Raw genomic sequence first — 15,566 nt, forward strand, 5'->3', positions numbered from 1 at the left:
TTTTCAGGCCAGAGCCCGCATGGGCAGGTGATCGAAGCCCCGGAACCGCGCGCGTCTGGATCGGACCGCCGGACGCGTTCTCCGCAAATGAGGAAAGGCGGAGAAGATCTTCGACAGCGCAATACGGCCTTCGATGCGGGCGACCGTCATTCCGGCGCACAGATGCGGACCGCCGGCGAAGGCAAAATGGGTGAACCGCCCACGGTCCAGACGAAAACTGTCGGGATTTTCAAAAACCGCCGGATCGCGATTCGCCGCGCCAATGCACAGCGTGATCTGCGTCCCTGCGTCGAACCGTTCGCCGTCGATTTCGAATGCCTCGACCGCGCGCCGGTTGCCCAGCTGATTGGGGCTTTCCAGCCGCAGGATTTCCTCGATGGCGACCGGCCACAGAGACGGATCGTCATTCAGCATCGCGGTTGTTTCGGGCATGTCGCAAAGCATGTTGACGCCGCTTGCAATCAGATTGGTCGTGGTTTCATGACCGGCGTTGAGGATGAAGATGCAACTGTGAAGCAACTCCTCGTGCATCAGGCCGTCCTCGGCGTCGACGTCGCGTATCAGCCGGCTCAGTATATCGTCATCCGAAGGGGTCATTTCGGCGCGGCGGCGCGCGACCAGTTCCTTCAGATAGACGAGGAACTCCTCGACTGCGCGGTTGCCCCATTCAAACTTTTCTTTGGGAATTTCCGGCTCGAGCGCGCCGAGGATCGCAAGCGACCAGCCGCGCAGCGGCTCCCTCTCGTTGCGCGGCACGCACAGGAGATCGCTGATAATCTCGATCGGCAGATGGATTGCGAACTGTTCGACCGCGTCGAATTCCGATCCGGGTTCGATATCCGCGATCAGGCTGTCGACGATCCGTTCCACCTGCGGCTCAAGGGGTTTCAGGGCGCGCGGCGCAAGAGCACCAACGATCGCGCGGCGCACACGCGTATGCAGAGGCGGATCGCTGAACACCAGGCTCGTCGTGTGATGCTCGTATAGCAGGCTGTCTCCGAATTTCGGCTTGAACTCGATCTTCTTGTCTGACGAGAAGGTCTTCGTGTCGCGATAGATCCTGTCCAGGTCCGCATGGCGCGTCAGAAGGATCGAGCCGTCCGGCATGCGCCGCACCGGCGTATCGCGCCGCATGCGGTGATAAAAGGGAAAGGGATTTTCGTAGAAGGCGTCCGGCAATCGGCGGAGGTCGAAGCCGCGGATCGTTTCCGGCGACGCCAATTCAATACGCTCATAGGTGTCCGGAACAACAGACATGACTTTCCTTCCCAAGCCCGTCTGGATGCCACGAAACCGCAAGATTGACAAGAATGGACCGGCCGGATCGGGCTTTTGGAGCCCGCTGGTCGAATGACCCACAAACTCAATCGGCGTGAGCAAAATAATACTCGCGGATCAGCGTAGACAGCATTTCATTCCTTCAATCGGGAAGCCGGATTCATCACATTAAGGACAACATTGGCTCAAGGCCCCTGATCGGCGGCCAAGGCCTTAAAAAGGAACTGGTGATGGCCCGCAAGCTCTCGACATTCCCGGCGTTCTTCAACGTAGCCGGACAGAAGGTTGCAATTTTCGGCAATGGCGACGAAGCCTTTGCGAAAACGCGGCTGCTCGCCAACACCGCCGCCGAAATCGTTGTTTATGGCGACGCCCTCGAGGCGTCGTTCGAGGATTGGATCCGTCAGAGGAACATCACGCGCGTCGCCGCTCCCTACTCCATCGATTTCCTGCAGGATTCGACGCTCGTCTTCGCCGCCACCGGAGACGCTGCGCTCGATGCGCGGATCGTCACGGACGCCCGCCGCCTCAAGATCCCGGCCAATGCGGTCGACCAGGCCGATTATTGCGATTTCCTGACGCCCGCTCTCGTCAACAGGGCTCCGGTCTCGGTCGCCATCGGAACGGAAGGCGCGGGCCCTGTCCTTGCCCAGATCATCCGCGCGCGCATCGACCGGATGCTTGCGCCGTCGCTCGGGCAACTCGCCACGCTTGCCGAATCCTATCGCGGCATCGTCGATCGCACTGTCCCGCGCGGCGCCGTCCGCCGCGATTTCTGGCGGCGGTTCTTCTCCGGATCTGTAAGCGAACAGGTTGAAAACGGCGACTTGGCAGCGGCGCGACAGGCCGCCAATACGCTGCTTTCGAACACCGGCCGCAACTCGGGCTACGTATGGCTGGTTGGAGCCGGACCAGGCGCCGAGGATCTGCTGACGCTGCGCGCCCAACGGGTTCTGATGGAAGCTGACGCCATCCTCTACGATGCGCTCGTACCGGAAGAAATCGTCGACATGGGTCGCCGCGACGCCGAGCGCGTCTCGGTCGGCAAGCGCAAAGGCTGCCACTCGAAAACGCAGAACGAAATCAATGAGCTGATCGTCGACCTCGCAAAACGCGGCAAGCGCGTCGTGCGTCTCAAATCCGGCGATCCGCTGATCTACGGCCGCGCGGCTGAAGAAATGGCGGCGCTTCGCGACGCCGGCATTGGCTACGAGATCGTGCCGGGCATCACGTCCGCCTTCGCAGCCGCCGCCGATTTCGAGCTGCCGCTGACCCTGCGCGGCGTCGCCTCGTCGCTGGTCTTCACCACGGGCCACGACCTGAACAGCGACGTGCTGCCCGACTGGGCGCGGCTCGCCGTCTCGGGCGCGACAGTCGCCGTCTATATGGGCCGCACGGTCGCAGCCTCCGTCGCCGAGAGGCTGGCCGCCGCTGGCCTCGCCAGCGATACGGCTGTCGCCATAATCGAGAACGCCAGCCAGGACGACAGGCGCCTGATGCACGCGACGCTGAAGGAACTGCCGCTGATCGAAACGCTCGATGACCTGACAGGTCCCGTCATGGTGATCATCGGCGACGCGGTCGCCGGCGCCAATTTTGAAAAATCGACCCCCCTTGTCGCGCTGGTTCCGGAATCAGCGGCGGCCTGAGGCAGATGAAAGCAGGAGTATCGACATGATGAAAGTACTCACGGCAAACCGCCTTGGCGATGGCATCGCCGTTTGGCTCGACGCCAATGGACGCTGGCTGGAACAGATAGACCATGCCCTGATCGCCCGTCACGACGACGCGGTCGCCGCGCTGGAAATCGCGGGCAAGTCCGCCTTCAACAAGAACGTGGTCGTCGATGTCGCGCTGATCGATGTCGAAGAGATCGACGGGGAAATCTATCCCGTCAGGCTCCGGGAGCGCATTCGCGCGGCAGGTCCGACGGTTCGCGCCGATCTTGGAAAACAGGCCGAGTTCCGCCCGGCTTCCGCAGCGTAAAATCCATTCGTCACGGACAAGAGGTCCGGGGAGTTATACATGTACCGCTACGATGAGTTCGACCACGATTTCGTACAGCAAAGGGTCGCGCAATACAGCGACCAGGTCGAACGCCGCCTGTCCGGTGAGATCACCGAAGACGCCTTCAAGCCGCTCAGGCTGATGAACGGCGTCTATCTGCAGCTTCACGCCTACATGCTGCGCGTCGCGATCCCCTATGGCACGCTCAACAGCCGCCAGATGCGCCGGCTCGCACGCATCGCCCGCGACTACGACAAGGGCTACGGCCACTTCACGACGCGCCAGAACATCCAGTACAACTGGCCGAAATTGTCGGACACGCCAAAGATCCTGGAAGAACTTGCCGAGGTCGAGATGCATGCCATCCAGACATCCGGCAACTGCATCCGCAATGTCTCTGCGGATCACTTCTCCGGCGCTGCGGCAGACGAGGTCGCCGACCCGCGGCCCTATGCGGAAATCCTGCGGCAGTGGTCGTCCAACCATCCGGAATATTCGTTCCTGCCGCGCAAGTTCAAGATCGCCGTCACCGGCGCCGAGCGCGACCGCGCCGCAATCCAGGTCCACGATATCGGCCTGCATCTGAAACGCGACGAAAACGGCGCGCTGGGCTTCGCCGTCTATGTCGGCGGCGGCCAGGGCCGCACGCCAATGATCGCCAAGAAGATCCGCGACTTCCTGCCGGAAGAGCACCTGCTCTCCTACGTCACTGCCGTCATGCGGGTCTACAATCTGCACGGCCGCCGCGACAACAAATACAAGGCGCGCATCAAGATCCTGGTCCACGAGACCGGCACGGAAGAATTCGTCTCGCAGATCGAGGCGGAATGGGAAAAGCTGAAGGACTCCGAACTGAAGCTGCCCGAGTCCGATCTCGCGGCCATCGCCAGCTATTTCCAGCCGCCTGAACTGCAGGACCGGCCTGAAGGCTGGTCGGGCCTTGCATCCGCCAAGAAAGCTGATCCGGGCTTTGCAGCCTGGGTGCATCAGAACGTGACGCCCCACCATCATCCGGACTACGGGGTCGTGACGATTTCCCTGAAGCCGATCGGCGGCATTCCGGGCGACGCCAGCGACAGCCAGATGGAAGCGGTCGCCGATCTCGCCGAGCGTTATGGCCATGACGAGATCCGCGTGTCGCATGAACAGAACCTGGTTCTGCCGCATGTCGCCTTCGCCGATCTGGAGAAGGTCTATCGCGCGCTGCTCGACGTTGAACTGGCGACGGCCAACGCCGGCCTCGTCTCCGACATTATCGCCTGCCCGGGCCTCGACTACTGCGCGCTGGCCAACGCCCGTTCGATCAACGTCGCCCAGGACATCTCCAACCGCTTCGCGTCGCTGGAGCGTCAGCGCGAGATCGGCGAGTTGAAGATCAAGATTTCCGGCTGCATCAACGCCTGCGGCCATCACCATGTCGGCCATATCGGCATTCTGGGCGTCGAGAAGAAGGGTGCGGAACTCTACCAGATCACGCTGGGCGGTTCCGGCGACGAGAATACATCGATCGGCCAGATCATCGGCCGCGGCTTCGAGCCGCACGAGATCACCAATGCCGTCGAGACGATTGTCGAGACCTATCTCGGCCTGCGCGAAAACGCGGACGAGAGCTTCCTCGCCGCCTATCGCCGGGTCGGACCGCAGCCCTTCAAGGACGCCCTTTACGGCGAAACGTCGAAAGCCGCCTGATGACCGAGGTAACACTGATGAAGGAACCGAGATTGTGGACGCGGGACGGCTTCGTCGACGACGACGCCTGGACGATCGTGTCTGACAAGGAAATCGTCGTCGACGGCAATTCGAAACAGGTGCTGCCGCTTGCGCGCTATCTTGATATGGACGATTCCTTGCGGACCCGCGCCGTCGGCGTTCTGCTTGGCCCGGCCGACGACGTGATGGATCTCGAGCCGTTTCTCGACCGGCTCGATCTGATCGCCGTGACTTTTCCCGCATTCAATGACGGCAGGGCGTTCTCCCAAGCCTCCCTGCTGCGGTCACGCCTTGGCTATGCCGGCGACATCCGCGCAACCGGCGATGTTCTCATCGACCAGATTCCGCTGATGCTCCGCTGTGGTGTGACGAGTTTCAAAGTGTCGAACACGACCGCGCTCAAGCGCCTCGCTGAAGGGCGGCTGCCGGGCATCGACACCTACTATCAGCCGGCGGCCGTTCCGACGCAGTCTGCCGGAAAATACAGCTGGCGGAGGACGCCGGGCGCGGCCGCCTGACTTCGGCGATCAGAGTACCCGGCCGGTGGCTTGCGAAAATACGTGGATGTTTTCGGGATCGGTCTCCAGATGGATTGTCTGACCCGGTTCGATCGACGTGCGTCCACGAAGCAGCACGCGCGCCGTATGACCGGCGATGCGCGTGGTGATCTGGGTTTCCGATCCGGTTGGTTCGATGACGATGGCCTGCGATGGCCAGCCGTCGCCTTTGCCGATGTTGAAATGCTCCGGCCTGACGCCGATCGTGACCTCGGCACCGGGCTGTGCAACGTGCTTTCCGAGACCGAGTTCGACACCGTCTGCGAGCACCAGAGACCGGCGGTCGCTCAGCGTGCCTTCGAAGAAGTTCATCTGGGGTGAGCCGATGAAGGCTGCGACGAACAGGCTATGCGGGCTGTCGTAGAGTTCGAGCGGTGGACCGGCCTGCTCCACATTTCCGCCATTCATGACCACCACCCGATCCGACAGCGTCATGGCCTCGATCTGGTCGTGGGTGACATAGACGGTGGTTGTCGCAAGACGTTGATGCAGTTCCTTCAGTTCCGATCGCATCTGGACACGCAGCTTGGCATCGAGATTGGAAAGCGGCTCGTCGAACAGGAAGACGTTCGGATTGCGCACGATCGCCCGGCCCATCGCCACTCGCTGCCTCTGGCCGCCGGAAAGTTGCCGCGGCTTGCGCTCCAGATAGTCCGCAAGCCCGAGGATCCCGGCCGCCTCGGCGACCCTCTTGTCTATTTCGCTGGCAGGAAGCCCTCTTTGCTTCAGCGCGAACCCCATATTCCTGCGCACCGACATGTGCGGATAGAGCGCATAGTTCTGGAACACCATCGCGATATCGCGATCCTTCGGTGCGATGTCGTTGACGACGTCGTCACCGATCAGGATTTCACCGGAGGTGATCTCCTCGAGACCGGCGATCATCCTGAGCAGCGTCGATTTCCCGCAGCCGGAGGGGCCGACAAGCGCGACGAACTCCCCGTCGGCAATATCGACATCGATGCCGTGAATGACTTCCAGATTGTCATAGGTCTTGCGCAGATTGCGGATTTCTACCTTGCTCATCTCCCGTCCTCCTTCCCGTTCACCAGCGACGGTGGACTTCCTCGACCCAGCCCAGAAGATCGCTGATCCAGATGGTCTTGCCCGCGGGATCTTCGATGGTTCCGTTGTAATAACCGAAGCACTGGTCCTCGCGGCTGCGGACCAACATCCGGTCGAAGTCGAAATGGCGGTCGAAGACCGGCGTGAATATGAGATCGATCCCGGCGCCGCGGATCGTCCATGGCTTCATGTAATCACTGCGGTCGTAAGTCCATTCCAGCTCTTCGCCGATCTTGAACACCCGCCCGTCGATACGCAGGGCGTTTTCCGTCGACGGGGTGCCATCGGTCCACTTGCCGCCGAACTGCAGCCCGATCTCGTGTCCGTCGCTGTGGCCGCTGGCAGAGCCCCAGTTCCAGACAATCGAATAGGGCCACCGCCCGCGGCCGTGATCGAGGGTGCCGTAGGTATTGTCCGGATCGAGGTCGTGGCGTTTCCCGTCGGCAATCACCGTGCCTTCAACCTTCATGCAATTGCTCTTGCGGGTGAGCTGGAAGCGCTTCGAATCCCAGGGAACAACCACGCTCATCGATTCATGGTCTTCCGGCTCGGCCACGAAGGCTTCGATACCGAGACGGCCGCTTTCAAGACTGAGCTGCGTACCACCTGCAGCCGGGACCATGCGGATGGACATCTCCTGCCCGATCCCGATGACCGGTCCGCTCCCCGACAGATCGCACATTTCGGGCACGCGCTTGCCCGGCAGCCAGTGCACTTCCGACACGGAAATATGGTCCAGCGTCTTCAGATCGAGGAAGAATCCGGCAAGCGTGACGCGGTAGTCGCCGTGCGACACGTTCAGCGCCGCGACCAGGTCGGGCGAGGTGATGCACCAGTATTCGAACCTTTTGTTACGACCCCAGCCGCGCAGGTTGGCGCGCACCAGGGGACGGCGCGCCCAACCGACCGCCGCCGGATTGAGGCGGCCGCGGGCGTCACACAGATCGACTTGCGCGGTGAGTTCGCGCTCCGTCTTCACCGTCACCATCTGCGGTGTACCTCCTCGACCATTCCGAGGATATTGCCGACCCGCAGGACCTCTCCGTCATCGGCGACGATATGCCCGTTGAAATGTCCGAAACATTGGTCGCCCCGGGCGGAGACGATCCATCGGTTGAAGCGGTGACGGTGGTGGTTCATCGGAGTGAATGTCAGATCCACGCGGTTGCCCCTTATTGTCCAGTTGCTGAGGAAATCATTCGTGTCATAGGCCCAGTCGAGTTCCTCCGAGATCTTGTGGATGCACCCGTCGATGCGCAGGGCGTTTTCGGTCGATGGTGTTCCGACCGTCCACTTGCCGCCGAACTGCAGCCCGATTTGGCGTCCGTCGGTTTCGCCGCTCGCGGCCGACCAGTTCCACCATGTTGAATAAGGCCAGCGTCCGCGACCGACATCGTGGACCGCCAGGCACTTCGCCGGGTCGATGGTCCGTTCGACGCCGTCGACTATCACGGAACCGCGCGTCGCCAGGCAATTGTCCTTTCGGGTGTATTGAAAGGTCCGGTCGTTCCACGGCACGAGCACGCCCATGGATTGATGGCCCTCTGGCTCGATGACCGTCGCATCGAGCCGGATGCGATCCGAATCGACCCGCAGCCGCGTTCCCCCGACTACCGGCTCGATCGCGACCACGATGCCCTCGGCCGACTGCGAGACGCGCCGGGGCTCTGTGGGATTCGGCAAGGCGCCCGGTTCCGGAAGCCAGCGATTGATGCGCCGGGAGATCACCTGATCCGTTTCCAGGTCGACGAAGGTCGAGGCCACGTTGGCGCGATAATCGTGATGCGAGATATTGGCGGTGACGATGAATTCTTCCGACATCACGCACCAGTATTCGAAGCGCTTGTTGCGGCCCCAGCCTTTCAGATTGTCCCGGTGCATGGGAAAACGCGACCAGCCGACGGCTTCCGGGTTGAGCCGGCCGTTCGGCAGGCACATCTCCACCGGAACGGTGATCTCCCGCTCGTCCTTCGATTTGACCTTCGGCATGAAGTTCATGAGTGGTCCTGCCCGTCCTCGTGCCGCAGCGTATCGATCAGCCGCTGGCCGGCGGATACCTCGTCCTCGTAGGCAAGCCGGGCGGCATCCTCGAAATGACCCTTTGCAAGGGCCTCGCGGATCGCCAGATGCGCGTCCAGAGACTTCCGCAATCCATCCGGGATCGCACGAAAACCATGCCGGAAGACGGCCGACTGCCCCTGCAGAATACTGAACATCCGGTAGGTCCATTCGGCTTCCGGCGTATTGCACAGAAGATCATGGAACTCGCGGTTGAGCCCGGAATAGGCTGAATGATCATTGTCGGCGACCGCCTTTTCCGAACGCGCGATATTCTCGTCGATCTTCGCCATGCGTTCGGCGCCGAATGATGATTGTCCGCGCTTGACCGCCTGCTGGTTGAGCAGGCCGCGCAGTTCGAAGATCTCCGAAATCTGCCCGCTGTTGAGGGTCGCGACCACTGTTCCGTGGTGGGCCGCGTGGGTCAGCCATCCCTCGGCGGCCAGGCTCTTGATTGCCTCGCGCACCGGCGTTTCGCTCATGCCGATCGCCGAGGAGACGGCCTTCGTGGTGATCTGTGTGCCGGCAGGCGCCTCGCCGGACAGGATCTGCTCCTGGATGAACTGCGCGGCGATCTCCGACTTGGTCATGTATTTCTGTCTTGCGGACATATGCGTTCAGCCTTTCGTAGCGCCTTCGGCGAGACCCTTGATCAACCATTTCTGGACGAGAAGTGCGAATATGACGACGGGAACCACTGTCAGGGTTCCGACAGCTGTCAGCGCCCCCCAGTTCGCGCCGTTTACCGTGTCGCCTGCGATGCCGGCAATGGCGACCGGAATGGTCGAGGCATTGCGGTTGGTGAGCACCAGCGCGAAGAGGAGTTCCTCCCAGGCCAGGATCACGCTGAAGATCAGCGTCGATAGAAGACCCGGCAGCGAGATCGGCACGATGATCTTGAAGAAGGCTCCGTAGCGGGAGCAGCCGTCGAGAAGGGCCGCCTCCTCCAGCTCTTTCGGCAGCCCCTTGAAGAAACCGCGCATCAGCCACATCACGTACGGAATAAGGAAGGTGCAATAGGCCAGGATCAGCGTGATGTGCTTGTCCGTGAGCCCCAACTTGCGTGCGACGAGGAACATCGGAACGGCGAGCGCGATCGGCGGCACGCCACGCGACATCAGGATGAGGACCCCCAGGGTCGCGGCCCCCTTGATGCGGATGCGCGCCAGCGCATAGCCGGCCATCGCACCGGCAACGATCGACAGCAGACCCGATCCGGTGGCGACGGTCACCGTATTGACCATCCGCCGGCTGATGTCGGCCCGCTGCATGTAGCTGATATAGGTTTCGAGCGTCGGATCGAAGAACAGCACCGGAGGCGTTGTGAAGATATCCCGCGGCAGCTTGAAGGACGACAGGACCATCCAGAAGACCGGAAAAAGGAACAGGACGCAAAGAGCGACACCGGCCCATATCCGGACCTGGCGGCCGACCCGCTTGCGCTTGCGGTAACCGGGGAGCGTCGCGGCGGTCAATAGTTGTCCTCCAGCTTGCGGGTGCCGATCAGGAAGAGACCGGTGAGCATCATGGTCATCACCAGCACGATGACGGCCATGGCGGCGCTTTCGGCAAACCGAAGCGACCGGAACGCCTGTTCGTAGATGTAGAGATTGATCACGTTGGTCGCGTCGCCCGGCCCGCCCCGGGTGGCCGCAAGGGCGATGTCGAACATCTTGACCGCACCGAGCCAGCGCACAACGAAGGTCGCCGCGATGATCGGGACGAGCAGCGGAACGGTGATCGACCAGAGCTTGGTCCACCAGTTCGCGCCGTCGATGTCGGCGGCCTCGAAGACGTCCTTCGGCAAGGCCATCAGCGCAGCCGTGGCGATGAGGACCACGAAGGGCGTCCAGCGCCAGGTGTCGATGATGACGAGAGTAGCCATGGCAAGCGTCGGATTTCCGAGCCAGTCGGGATTGCCGAGTCCGAGAAGTCCGAGCAGGTAGTTGACCAGCCCCCAAAGCGGATCGAGCATCATGCGCCAGATGCCGCCGGCGACTACCGGCGCCACGACCATGGGGATGAGAAACAGGGCCCGCACGACGCCGCGTCCCTTCCATTCGGCGTTGATTAGATAGGCGATGCCGAAGCCGAGGATCATCTGGATGGGCATGGCCCAGGCGAGATAGATGCCGGTCACCTTCATCGCGTTCCAGAACCCGCGGTCCTTGAGCACGTCGCCGTAATTCTCCCAGCCGACCCACTCATTCGCGGTGAAGCTGCCGAGATCGAGCGAGGAAAAGCTGATCTCGAGCGTATAGAGGATCGGATAGGCGAGCACGGCGAGCAGTATGACGATCGCCGGCATCATGAAGCTCCAGCGCGTGAGCCAGTCGATCATCGGTACAGTCTTGCGAGGGCGCGCTTTCCGCGCGCCCTTCATTGCGGTTTCGACTGCCATTCGAGCGGTCCTGTCAGTTCAGGACATCGTTGACCCGATCGGCGGCCGTGTCGAGTGCTTCTTCGGGCGTGATCTGGCCGGCAATGGCGCGCGCGACTTCATCTGCCAGAACCTGCTGGACGGCGTCAGATTTAGGCGTACGCGGCCGCCACATTCCGCCTTCGCCGGCGACGCTGTAACCGTTCTTCAGCGCCACGAAGACCGGCGCCATCCACTCGCTGTCCGGCGTGCTGTCGAGCGTCGACTTGCGGGCGGGGAAGACGCCGAGCGTATTGGCGTGCCACTGTTCGCCCTCCTTCGAGCTCAGCCATTCCAGCAGCGCCCAGGCCGCCTGCCTGTTCTCGCTCTTGTTGTTGATCGTGCCGCTCCAGATGCCGCGATGGGCGCCGCCGGTCTTGCTGCCGACCGGCATGATCTGAATGCCGACTTCATCTGGCGTCAACGTCGTGGTTTCCGGGCTGACTGCGGTTCCCTTGAACACGCTTCCCCACATGAACATCGTGGCGGTCTGGCCCTGGCGGAACGCCTGGAGCGATTCGTTGAAGCCATGACTGACGGCGCCGGGCGGTGCGAAATCGAGCAATTTGATATGTGTCTTCAGCGCCTCGACGCCGGTTTCGTCGTTGAAGGCAGCCTTGCCGTCATCGGTCAGCAGCTTGCCTCCGTTGGAATTCATGATGGTCTGCCAGATCGTCGGCGTCAGCGCATCGCGGGTGAAATAGGTGTCGATCGCCCAGGTATCGGCCTGGCCGTTTCCGTCGCGGTCCATGACAAGCTTAGGCGCCTGTTCGAGATAGTCTTCCCACGTCAGTTCCGGCGTGGGCGCGGGAAGGTCCGCAGCCTCGTAGATCGACTTGTTGACGAACATCAGGAGAAGATTCGACCGCAGCGGCACGCCATACTGCACGTCCTTCCATTCGGAGGCCGCGAGAGGAGCGGCGTAGAAGTCGTCCCATTCATAGTCATCGGCCGTCCAGCCGGCCACTTCGTCGCCCTTCAGGTCCAGAAGCACACCCGCTTCCGCAAGCTGCGGAACCCAGGGATCGTCGGCAATGAGGATGTCGTAGCGCGGATCGGGACCGGTCGCATCGAGCAGGCTCTTGGCCAGAAGCTCGGAATAGGGCACGCCGTCGATCACCACCTTGATGTTCGGATAGGCCTTGTTGAATTCGGGCACCATGTTCTGCTGCCACTGGTTTGCAAAGGCCTCATTGGCGAGCATGTGGATCTCGACCGGATCGTCTGGCGTACCGAGGCCTTCGGCATGGGCCGACAGGCCAAATGACAGAGCGCCGGCCAGCGCCGCGCCTGCCAGTAATTCGTGGATGCGAATTTTCATGATTTCATCCTCCCTTATGATGAATGGTAAATTCTATATTCTATAGAATACATTCTATGCAATAGCTTATCGAAACAAACGGGGCTTCGGGTCGGCGCAAAACCCACTCCGAAGACAGGTCTGTTCGTTTAAGGAATTGAAAAATCGCTGTTTTACATCTCGCCTTGAGATGATTCCACGAAAGCGGAGAAGCGTTCGACGAAGTCACGGAGCGCTTCGACGCTTTGCGGGCGGGACAGTTCGGCTTCTATCTCGCCGGGCGATTTCGCCATCAGCGGTCGCCTCAGGAAGATATCCGCGTTGAACCGCGAGGAGACGGTACCCAGAACCGCCCGTAGCGAGGCAAGCATGTCGTCTCCGCGATGAGAGGCATGGGCAAGCGCGATCGGCTTGCCGATCACCGCTTCGCCCGAGACGAGCCAGTCGATGGCGTTCTTCAGGCCGCCGGGAATGGCCCGCGCATATTCAGGACTTGAGATGATCAGCCCGTCAGCGCAGTCCACTGCCTCGATAAAACGCCGGACCGAATCCGGCGGTTGCGGCGTCTCAAGGTCAGGTGAAAAGATCGGCAGATCGCCCATCTCGCGAAAAAGGCGGATCTCGACGCTTTCGGGCGCGGCGCGGGAGATCGCCTCCAGCAACGCCGTGTTGGTCGAGTCGCTGCGAAGACTGCCGGAAATCGCCAGAACTTTCATGAACCGCATCCTCACCGCCCGCCTTGCGCTGCGGGCGCAAGACGGCCAGTAGGGATGATTCAGTCGATCGGGTCCAGAACCGAGCGCGCTTCCTGCGCGCTGACGCGGCGAATCTCGATCTGGTCGCGCAGGGTCGCGAAGGCTTCGCTGGCGAGCAGCTCGTCGGCGATATCAGCCGGCAGGCTGATGAGAACGCGGTCCTTTGCGCCTGAACCAATCCCGTCGATCCGTCCGCTCTTGGCCGTGATCATGCCGCCGGCGACCGTGTTGTTGGTGTCGGGGTCGATCAGGATGAAGGCGCCGGTTTCGCGATTGGCCTCGTAGGGATCGAAAATCGCCGTCTCGTCGAAGGCCAGATGCACCTTGCCGATCGCGTTCAGCGGCAGGCTCTCCGCCTCGCTCCACTGCCCCGATTTGAGATCGAGCACCGATTGCGGCTCGACGCGCACGCGCTGGCGGCGGCTGGAGGATTTCAGCCAGTAGCGCTTGCCCGGCGCGATCGCGTCTTCCGACAACGCGACGAGCTTCGCGTCGAAGGCAAGACCCGACACCGGCGCCGCGTCGACCGAGGCGATCATGTCGCCGCGCGCCACGTCCACCGGCCGGTCGAGCACCAGCGTGATGGCGTCGCCGGCGACCGCCGCGTTGCGCACCAGATCGAATGTCACGATCTGCCGAACATTGGCGACCGTGCCGGACGGCAGGATGACGACGCTGTCGCCGGGCTTCACCGATCCGCCGGCGACCGTGCCCTGATAGCCGCGGAAGCTCTCGTTCGGACGGCTCACGCGCTGGACGGGAAGTCGAAAACCGACGGCCTGCGCCGTTCTTTGCGTAGCGAGCTCCAGCGCCTCGATGAGCGGCGGCCCTGAATACCAGGGCATCGATTGATGTCCGGAATGGACGACGTTTTCTCCGAGCAGGGCCGAAACGGGAATCGGCGTCACGTTGGTGACGCCGAGCGACAGCGCCAGTTGCCGGAACTCCGTCGAGATATGTTCAAATATCGACCGGTCATAGTCGACGAGGTCGATCTTGTTGACCGCGAGCACGAACTGGCGAATGCCCATCAGCGACGCGATCGTCGCATGGCGGCGGGTCTGTTCGAGAAGGCCGGCGCGCGCGTCGACAAGCAACACGGCGAGATCGGCTGTCGACGCACCGGTCGCCATGTTGCGCGTATACTGCTCGTGGCCAGGCGTGTCGGCGACGATGAAGGAACGCTTGTCGGTCGAGAAATAGCGGTAGGCGACGTCGATCGTAATCCCCTGCTCGCGTTCGGCCTGCAAGCCGTCGAGCAACAGCGCGAAATCCGGCAGACCCAGTTCGTTCTGCTGGATGCTCTTTTGCCCTTTCAGCGCGGCGGCCTGGTCTTCCTTGACCGCCTTGGTGTCCCAGAGCAGGCGCCCGATCAGGGTCGACTTTCCGTCGTCGACGCTGCCGCAGGTGATCAGCCGCAGCGGCCGCGCGTTGCGGATCGCTGCGTCCGTCTCGACCTGGCTGCGGACGGCTGTTTCAACAGTGGCTGACATCAAAAATACCCTTCGCGTTTCTTCTTTTCCATGGAGCCGGCCTCGTCGCGGTCGATCGCGCGGCCCTGCCGTTCGGAAACGGTCGCCGTCTCCAGCTCCTCGATAATCTCGTCAAGCGTCGTCGCGCCGGAGCGGATCGCGCCCGTCAGCGGGAAACAGCCGAGCGTGCGGAAGCGGATCGTCTCCCTGCGCTTGACCTCGCCCGGCAGCAATTCCAGGCGCTTGTCTTCCGCCAGGATCAGCATGCCGTCGCGTTCGACGACCGGCCGTTCGGCGGCGAAATAGAGCGGCACGATGGGGATGTTCTCGGCCTGGATGTAGCGCCAGATATCCACCTCGGTCCAGTTGGAGAGCGGAAAGGCGCGCACGCTTTCGCCCTTGCGGATCATGCCGTTATAGATCGACCAAAGTTCCGGCCGCTGGTTTCGCGGATCCCAGCGATGGTCCGGCGTGCGGAAGGAATAGATGCGCTCCTTGGCGCGCGAGGCTTCCTCGTCGCGGCGCGCGCCGCCGAAAGCTGCGTCATACTGCCCGGCGTCCAGCGCCTGGCGCAGCGCCTCGGTCTTCATGATGTTGGTGTAGACGGATGAGCCGTGCGTGAACGGCGTCACGTTCTCCAGGCTGCCGCGCGGATTGGTGTGCGCCACCAGCTCCAGATCGAATTCGGCGACCATGCGGTCGCGAAAGGCGATCATTTCGGCGAACTTCCAGCCCGTGTCCACATGCAGCAGCGGAAACGGGACCGGTCCCGGATAGAAGGCCTTGCGCGCAAGGTGCAGCAGCACGGAAGAATCCTTGCCTACCGAATAGAGCATGACCGGCCGCTCGAACTCGCCGGCGACCTCCCTGAATATGTGGATGGCTTCGCTTTCCAGCGCCTTGAGGTTCGGATCAAGGGGCGGTTTCTTCTCGGTCATTCTGATG

15 protein-coding genes are annotated in these 15,566 nt (G+C 62.1%); 4 read left to right on the forward strand and 11 right to left on the reverse strand.

Annotated features, from left to right (window positions below):
- Window positions 1-3 precede the first annotated feature (3 nt).
- Window positions 4-1,257: a cytochrome P450 gene (locus tag K1W69_RS18535; RefSeq protein ID WP_220229903.1), complete on the reverse strand. Its 1,254-nt coding sequence runs from the start codon at window positions 1,255-1,257 to the stop codon at window positions 4-6.
- A gap of 251 nt (window positions 1,258-1,508) precedes the next feature.
- Between K1W69_RS18535 and cysG the strand changes: the two genes are divergently transcribed.
- Genes cysG through K1W69_RS18555 form a run of 4 tightly spaced genes read left to right on the forward strand, consistent with a single transcriptional unit; the run spans window position 1,509 to window position 5,513 of the window.
- Window positions 1,509-2,927 (forward strand): siroheme synthase CysG, encoded by a 1,419-nt coding sequence (gene cysG / locus K1W69_RS18540; protein ID WP_220229904.1) that lies wholly within the window; start codon window positions 1,509-1,511, stop codon window positions 2,925-2,927.
- A gap of 25 nt (window positions 2,928-2,952) precedes the next feature.
- The gene (locus tag K1W69_RS18545) at window positions 2,953-3,264 is read left to right on the forward strand and encodes a DUF2849 domain-containing protein (protein ID WP_220229905.1); all 312 of its coding nucleotides are present in this window, start codon (window positions 2,953-2,955) and stop codon (window positions 3,262-3,264) included.
- A gap of 39 nt (window positions 3,265-3,303) precedes the next feature.
- Entirely contained in the window at window positions 3,304-4,974 is a 1,671-nt protein-coding gene (locus tag K1W69_RS18550; RefSeq protein ID WP_220229906.1) for a nitrite/sulfite reductase, read from the forward strand.
- Window positions 4,974-5,513, forward strand: a complete 540-nt coding sequence (locus K1W69_RS18555; RefSeq protein ID WP_258571177.1) for a DUF934 domain-containing protein — start codon at window positions 4,974-4,976, stop codon at window positions 5,511-5,513. Before K1W69_RS18550 ends, K1W69_RS18555 begins: the two co-directional genes overlap by 1 nt.
- Before the next feature lie 9 nt (window positions 5,514-5,522).
- On the opposite strand, the gene K1W69_RS18560 is transcribed toward K1W69_RS18555, so the two are convergent.
- The 10 genes from K1W69_RS18560 to cysD form a co-directional block, all read right to left on the reverse strand.
- Window positions 5,523-6,578, reverse strand: a complete 1,056-nt coding sequence (locus K1W69_RS18560) for an ABC transporter ATP-binding protein (protein WP_220229907.1) — start codon at window positions 6,576-6,578, stop codon at window positions 5,523-5,525.
- Window positions 6,579-6,597: 19 nt separating this feature from the next.
- Window positions 6,598-7,605, reverse strand: a complete 1,008-nt coding sequence (locus K1W69_RS18565) for a DUF2804 domain-containing protein (RefSeq protein ID WP_220229908.1) — start codon at window positions 7,603-7,605, stop codon at window positions 6,598-6,600.
- Window positions 7,599-8,615 (reverse strand): DUF2804 domain-containing protein, encoded by a 1,017-nt coding sequence (locus tag K1W69_RS18570; protein WP_220229909.1) that lies wholly within the window; start codon window positions 8,613-8,615, stop codon window positions 7,599-7,601. Before K1W69_RS18570 ends, K1W69_RS18565 begins: the two co-directional genes overlap by 7 nt.
- Window positions 8,612-9,286 carry a GntR family transcriptional regulator gene (locus K1W69_RS18575; protein WP_220229910.1) on the reverse strand — a complete coding sequence of 225 codons (675 nt, stop codon included), beginning with the start codon at window positions 9,284-9,286 and terminating at the stop codon, window positions 8,612-8,614. Before K1W69_RS18575 ends, K1W69_RS18570 begins: the two co-directional genes overlap by 4 nt.
- A gap of 6 nt (window positions 9,287-9,292) precedes the next feature.
- On the reverse strand, window positions 9,293-10,150 hold the full coding sequence (locus K1W69_RS18580; RefSeq protein ID WP_220229911.1) for a carbohydrate ABC transporter permease: 858 nt from the start codon (window positions 10,148-10,150) through the stop codon (window positions 9,293-9,295).
- Window positions 10,147-11,076, reverse strand: coding sequence for a carbohydrate ABC transporter permease (locus tag K1W69_RS18585; protein ID WP_258571178.1), 930 nt, complete (start codon window positions 11,074-11,076; stop codon window positions 10,147-10,149). The genes K1W69_RS18580 and K1W69_RS18585 overlap by 4 nt, the downstream gene beginning before the upstream one ends.
- Window positions 11,077-11,089: 13 nt before the next feature.
- A complete protein-coding gene (locus K1W69_RS18590) occupies window positions 11,090-12,415 on the reverse strand; it encodes an ABC transporter substrate-binding protein (RefSeq protein WP_258571179.1) in 1,326 nt (441 codons plus the stop codon).
- A 152-nt stretch (window positions 12,416-12,567) separates the two neighbouring features.
- The gene (locus K1W69_RS18595; RefSeq protein WP_220229912.1) at window positions 12,568-13,110 is read right to left on the reverse strand and encodes an NADPH-dependent FMN reductase; all 543 of its coding nucleotides are present in this window, start codon (window positions 13,108-13,110) and stop codon (window positions 12,568-12,570) included.
- Between the two features lie 59 nt (window positions 13,111-13,169).
- Entirely contained in the window at window positions 13,170-14,642 is a 1,473-nt protein-coding gene (gene cysN / locus K1W69_RS18600) for a sulfate adenylyltransferase subunit CysN (protein ID WP_220229913.1), read from the reverse strand.
- Entirely contained in the window at window positions 14,642-15,559 is a 918-nt protein-coding gene (cysD, locus tag K1W69_RS18605) for a sulfate adenylyltransferase subunit CysD (RefSeq protein WP_220229914.1), read from the reverse strand. The genes cysN and cysD overlap by 1 nt, the downstream gene beginning before the upstream one ends.
- Window positions 15,560-15,566: the final 7 nt, after the last annotated feature.

Origin of the sequence: Flavimaribacter sediminis, assembly GCF_019492055.1 — a bacterium.
Taxonomy (GTDB): domain Bacteria; phylum Pseudomonadota; class Alphaproteobacteria; order Rhizobiales; family Rhizobiaceae; genus Flavimaribacter; species Flavimaribacter sediminis.

Bases quoted from the DNA above. Each gene is read 5' to 3' on its own strand.
- K1W69_RS18535 (WP_220229903.1), bottom strand. From the start codon at position 1,257: ATGTCTGTTGTTCCGGACACCTATGAGCGTATTGAATTGGCGTCGCCG.
- cysG (WP_220229904.1), top strand. From the start codon at position 1,509: ATGGCCCGCAAGCTCTCGACATTCCCGGCGTTCTTCAACGTAGCCGGA.
- K1W69_RS18545 (WP_220229905.1), top strand. From the start codon at position 2,953: ATGATGAAAGTACTCACGGCAAACCGCCTTGGCGATGGCATCGCCGTT.
- K1W69_RS18550 (WP_220229906.1), top strand. From the start codon at position 3,304: ATGTACCGCTACGATGAGTTCGACCACGATTTCGTACAGCAAAGGGTC.
- K1W69_RS18555 (WP_258571177.1), top strand. From the start codon at position 4,974: ATGACCGAGGTAACACTGATGAAGGAACCGAGATTGTGGACGCGGGAC.
- K1W69_RS18560 (WP_220229907.1), bottom strand. From the start codon at position 6,578: ATGAGCAAGGTAGAAATCCGCAATCTGCGCAAGACCTATGACAATCTG.
- K1W69_RS18565 (WP_220229908.1), bottom strand. From the start codon at position 7,605: ATGGTGACGGTGAAGACGGAGCGCGAACTCACCGCGCAAGTCGATCTG.
- K1W69_RS18570 (WP_220229909.1), bottom strand. From the start codon at position 8,615: ATGAACTTCATGCCGAAGGTCAAATCGAAGGACGAGCGGGAGATCACC.
- K1W69_RS18575 (WP_220229910.1), bottom strand. From the start codon at position 9,286: ATGTCCGCAAGACAGAAATACATGACCAAGTCGGAGATCGCCGCGCAG.
- K1W69_RS18585 (WP_258571178.1), bottom strand. From the start codon at position 11,076: ATGGCAGTCGAAACCGCAATGAAGGGCGCGCGGAAAGCGCGCCCTCGC.
- K1W69_RS18590 (WP_258571179.1), bottom strand. From the start codon at position 12,415: ATGAAAATTCGCATCCACGAATTACTGGCAGGCGCGGCGCTGGCCGGC.
- K1W69_RS18595 (WP_220229912.1), bottom strand. From the start codon at position 13,110: ATGAAAGTTCTGGCGATTTCCGGCAGTCTTCGCAGCGACTCGACCAAC.
- cysN (WP_220229913.1), bottom strand. From the start codon at position 14,642: ATGTCAGCCACTGTTGAAACAGCCGTCCGCAGCCAGGTCGAGACGGAC.
- cysD (WP_220229914.1), bottom strand. From the start codon at position 15,559: ATGACCGAGAAGAAACCGCCCCTTGATCCGAACCTCAAGGCGCTGGAA.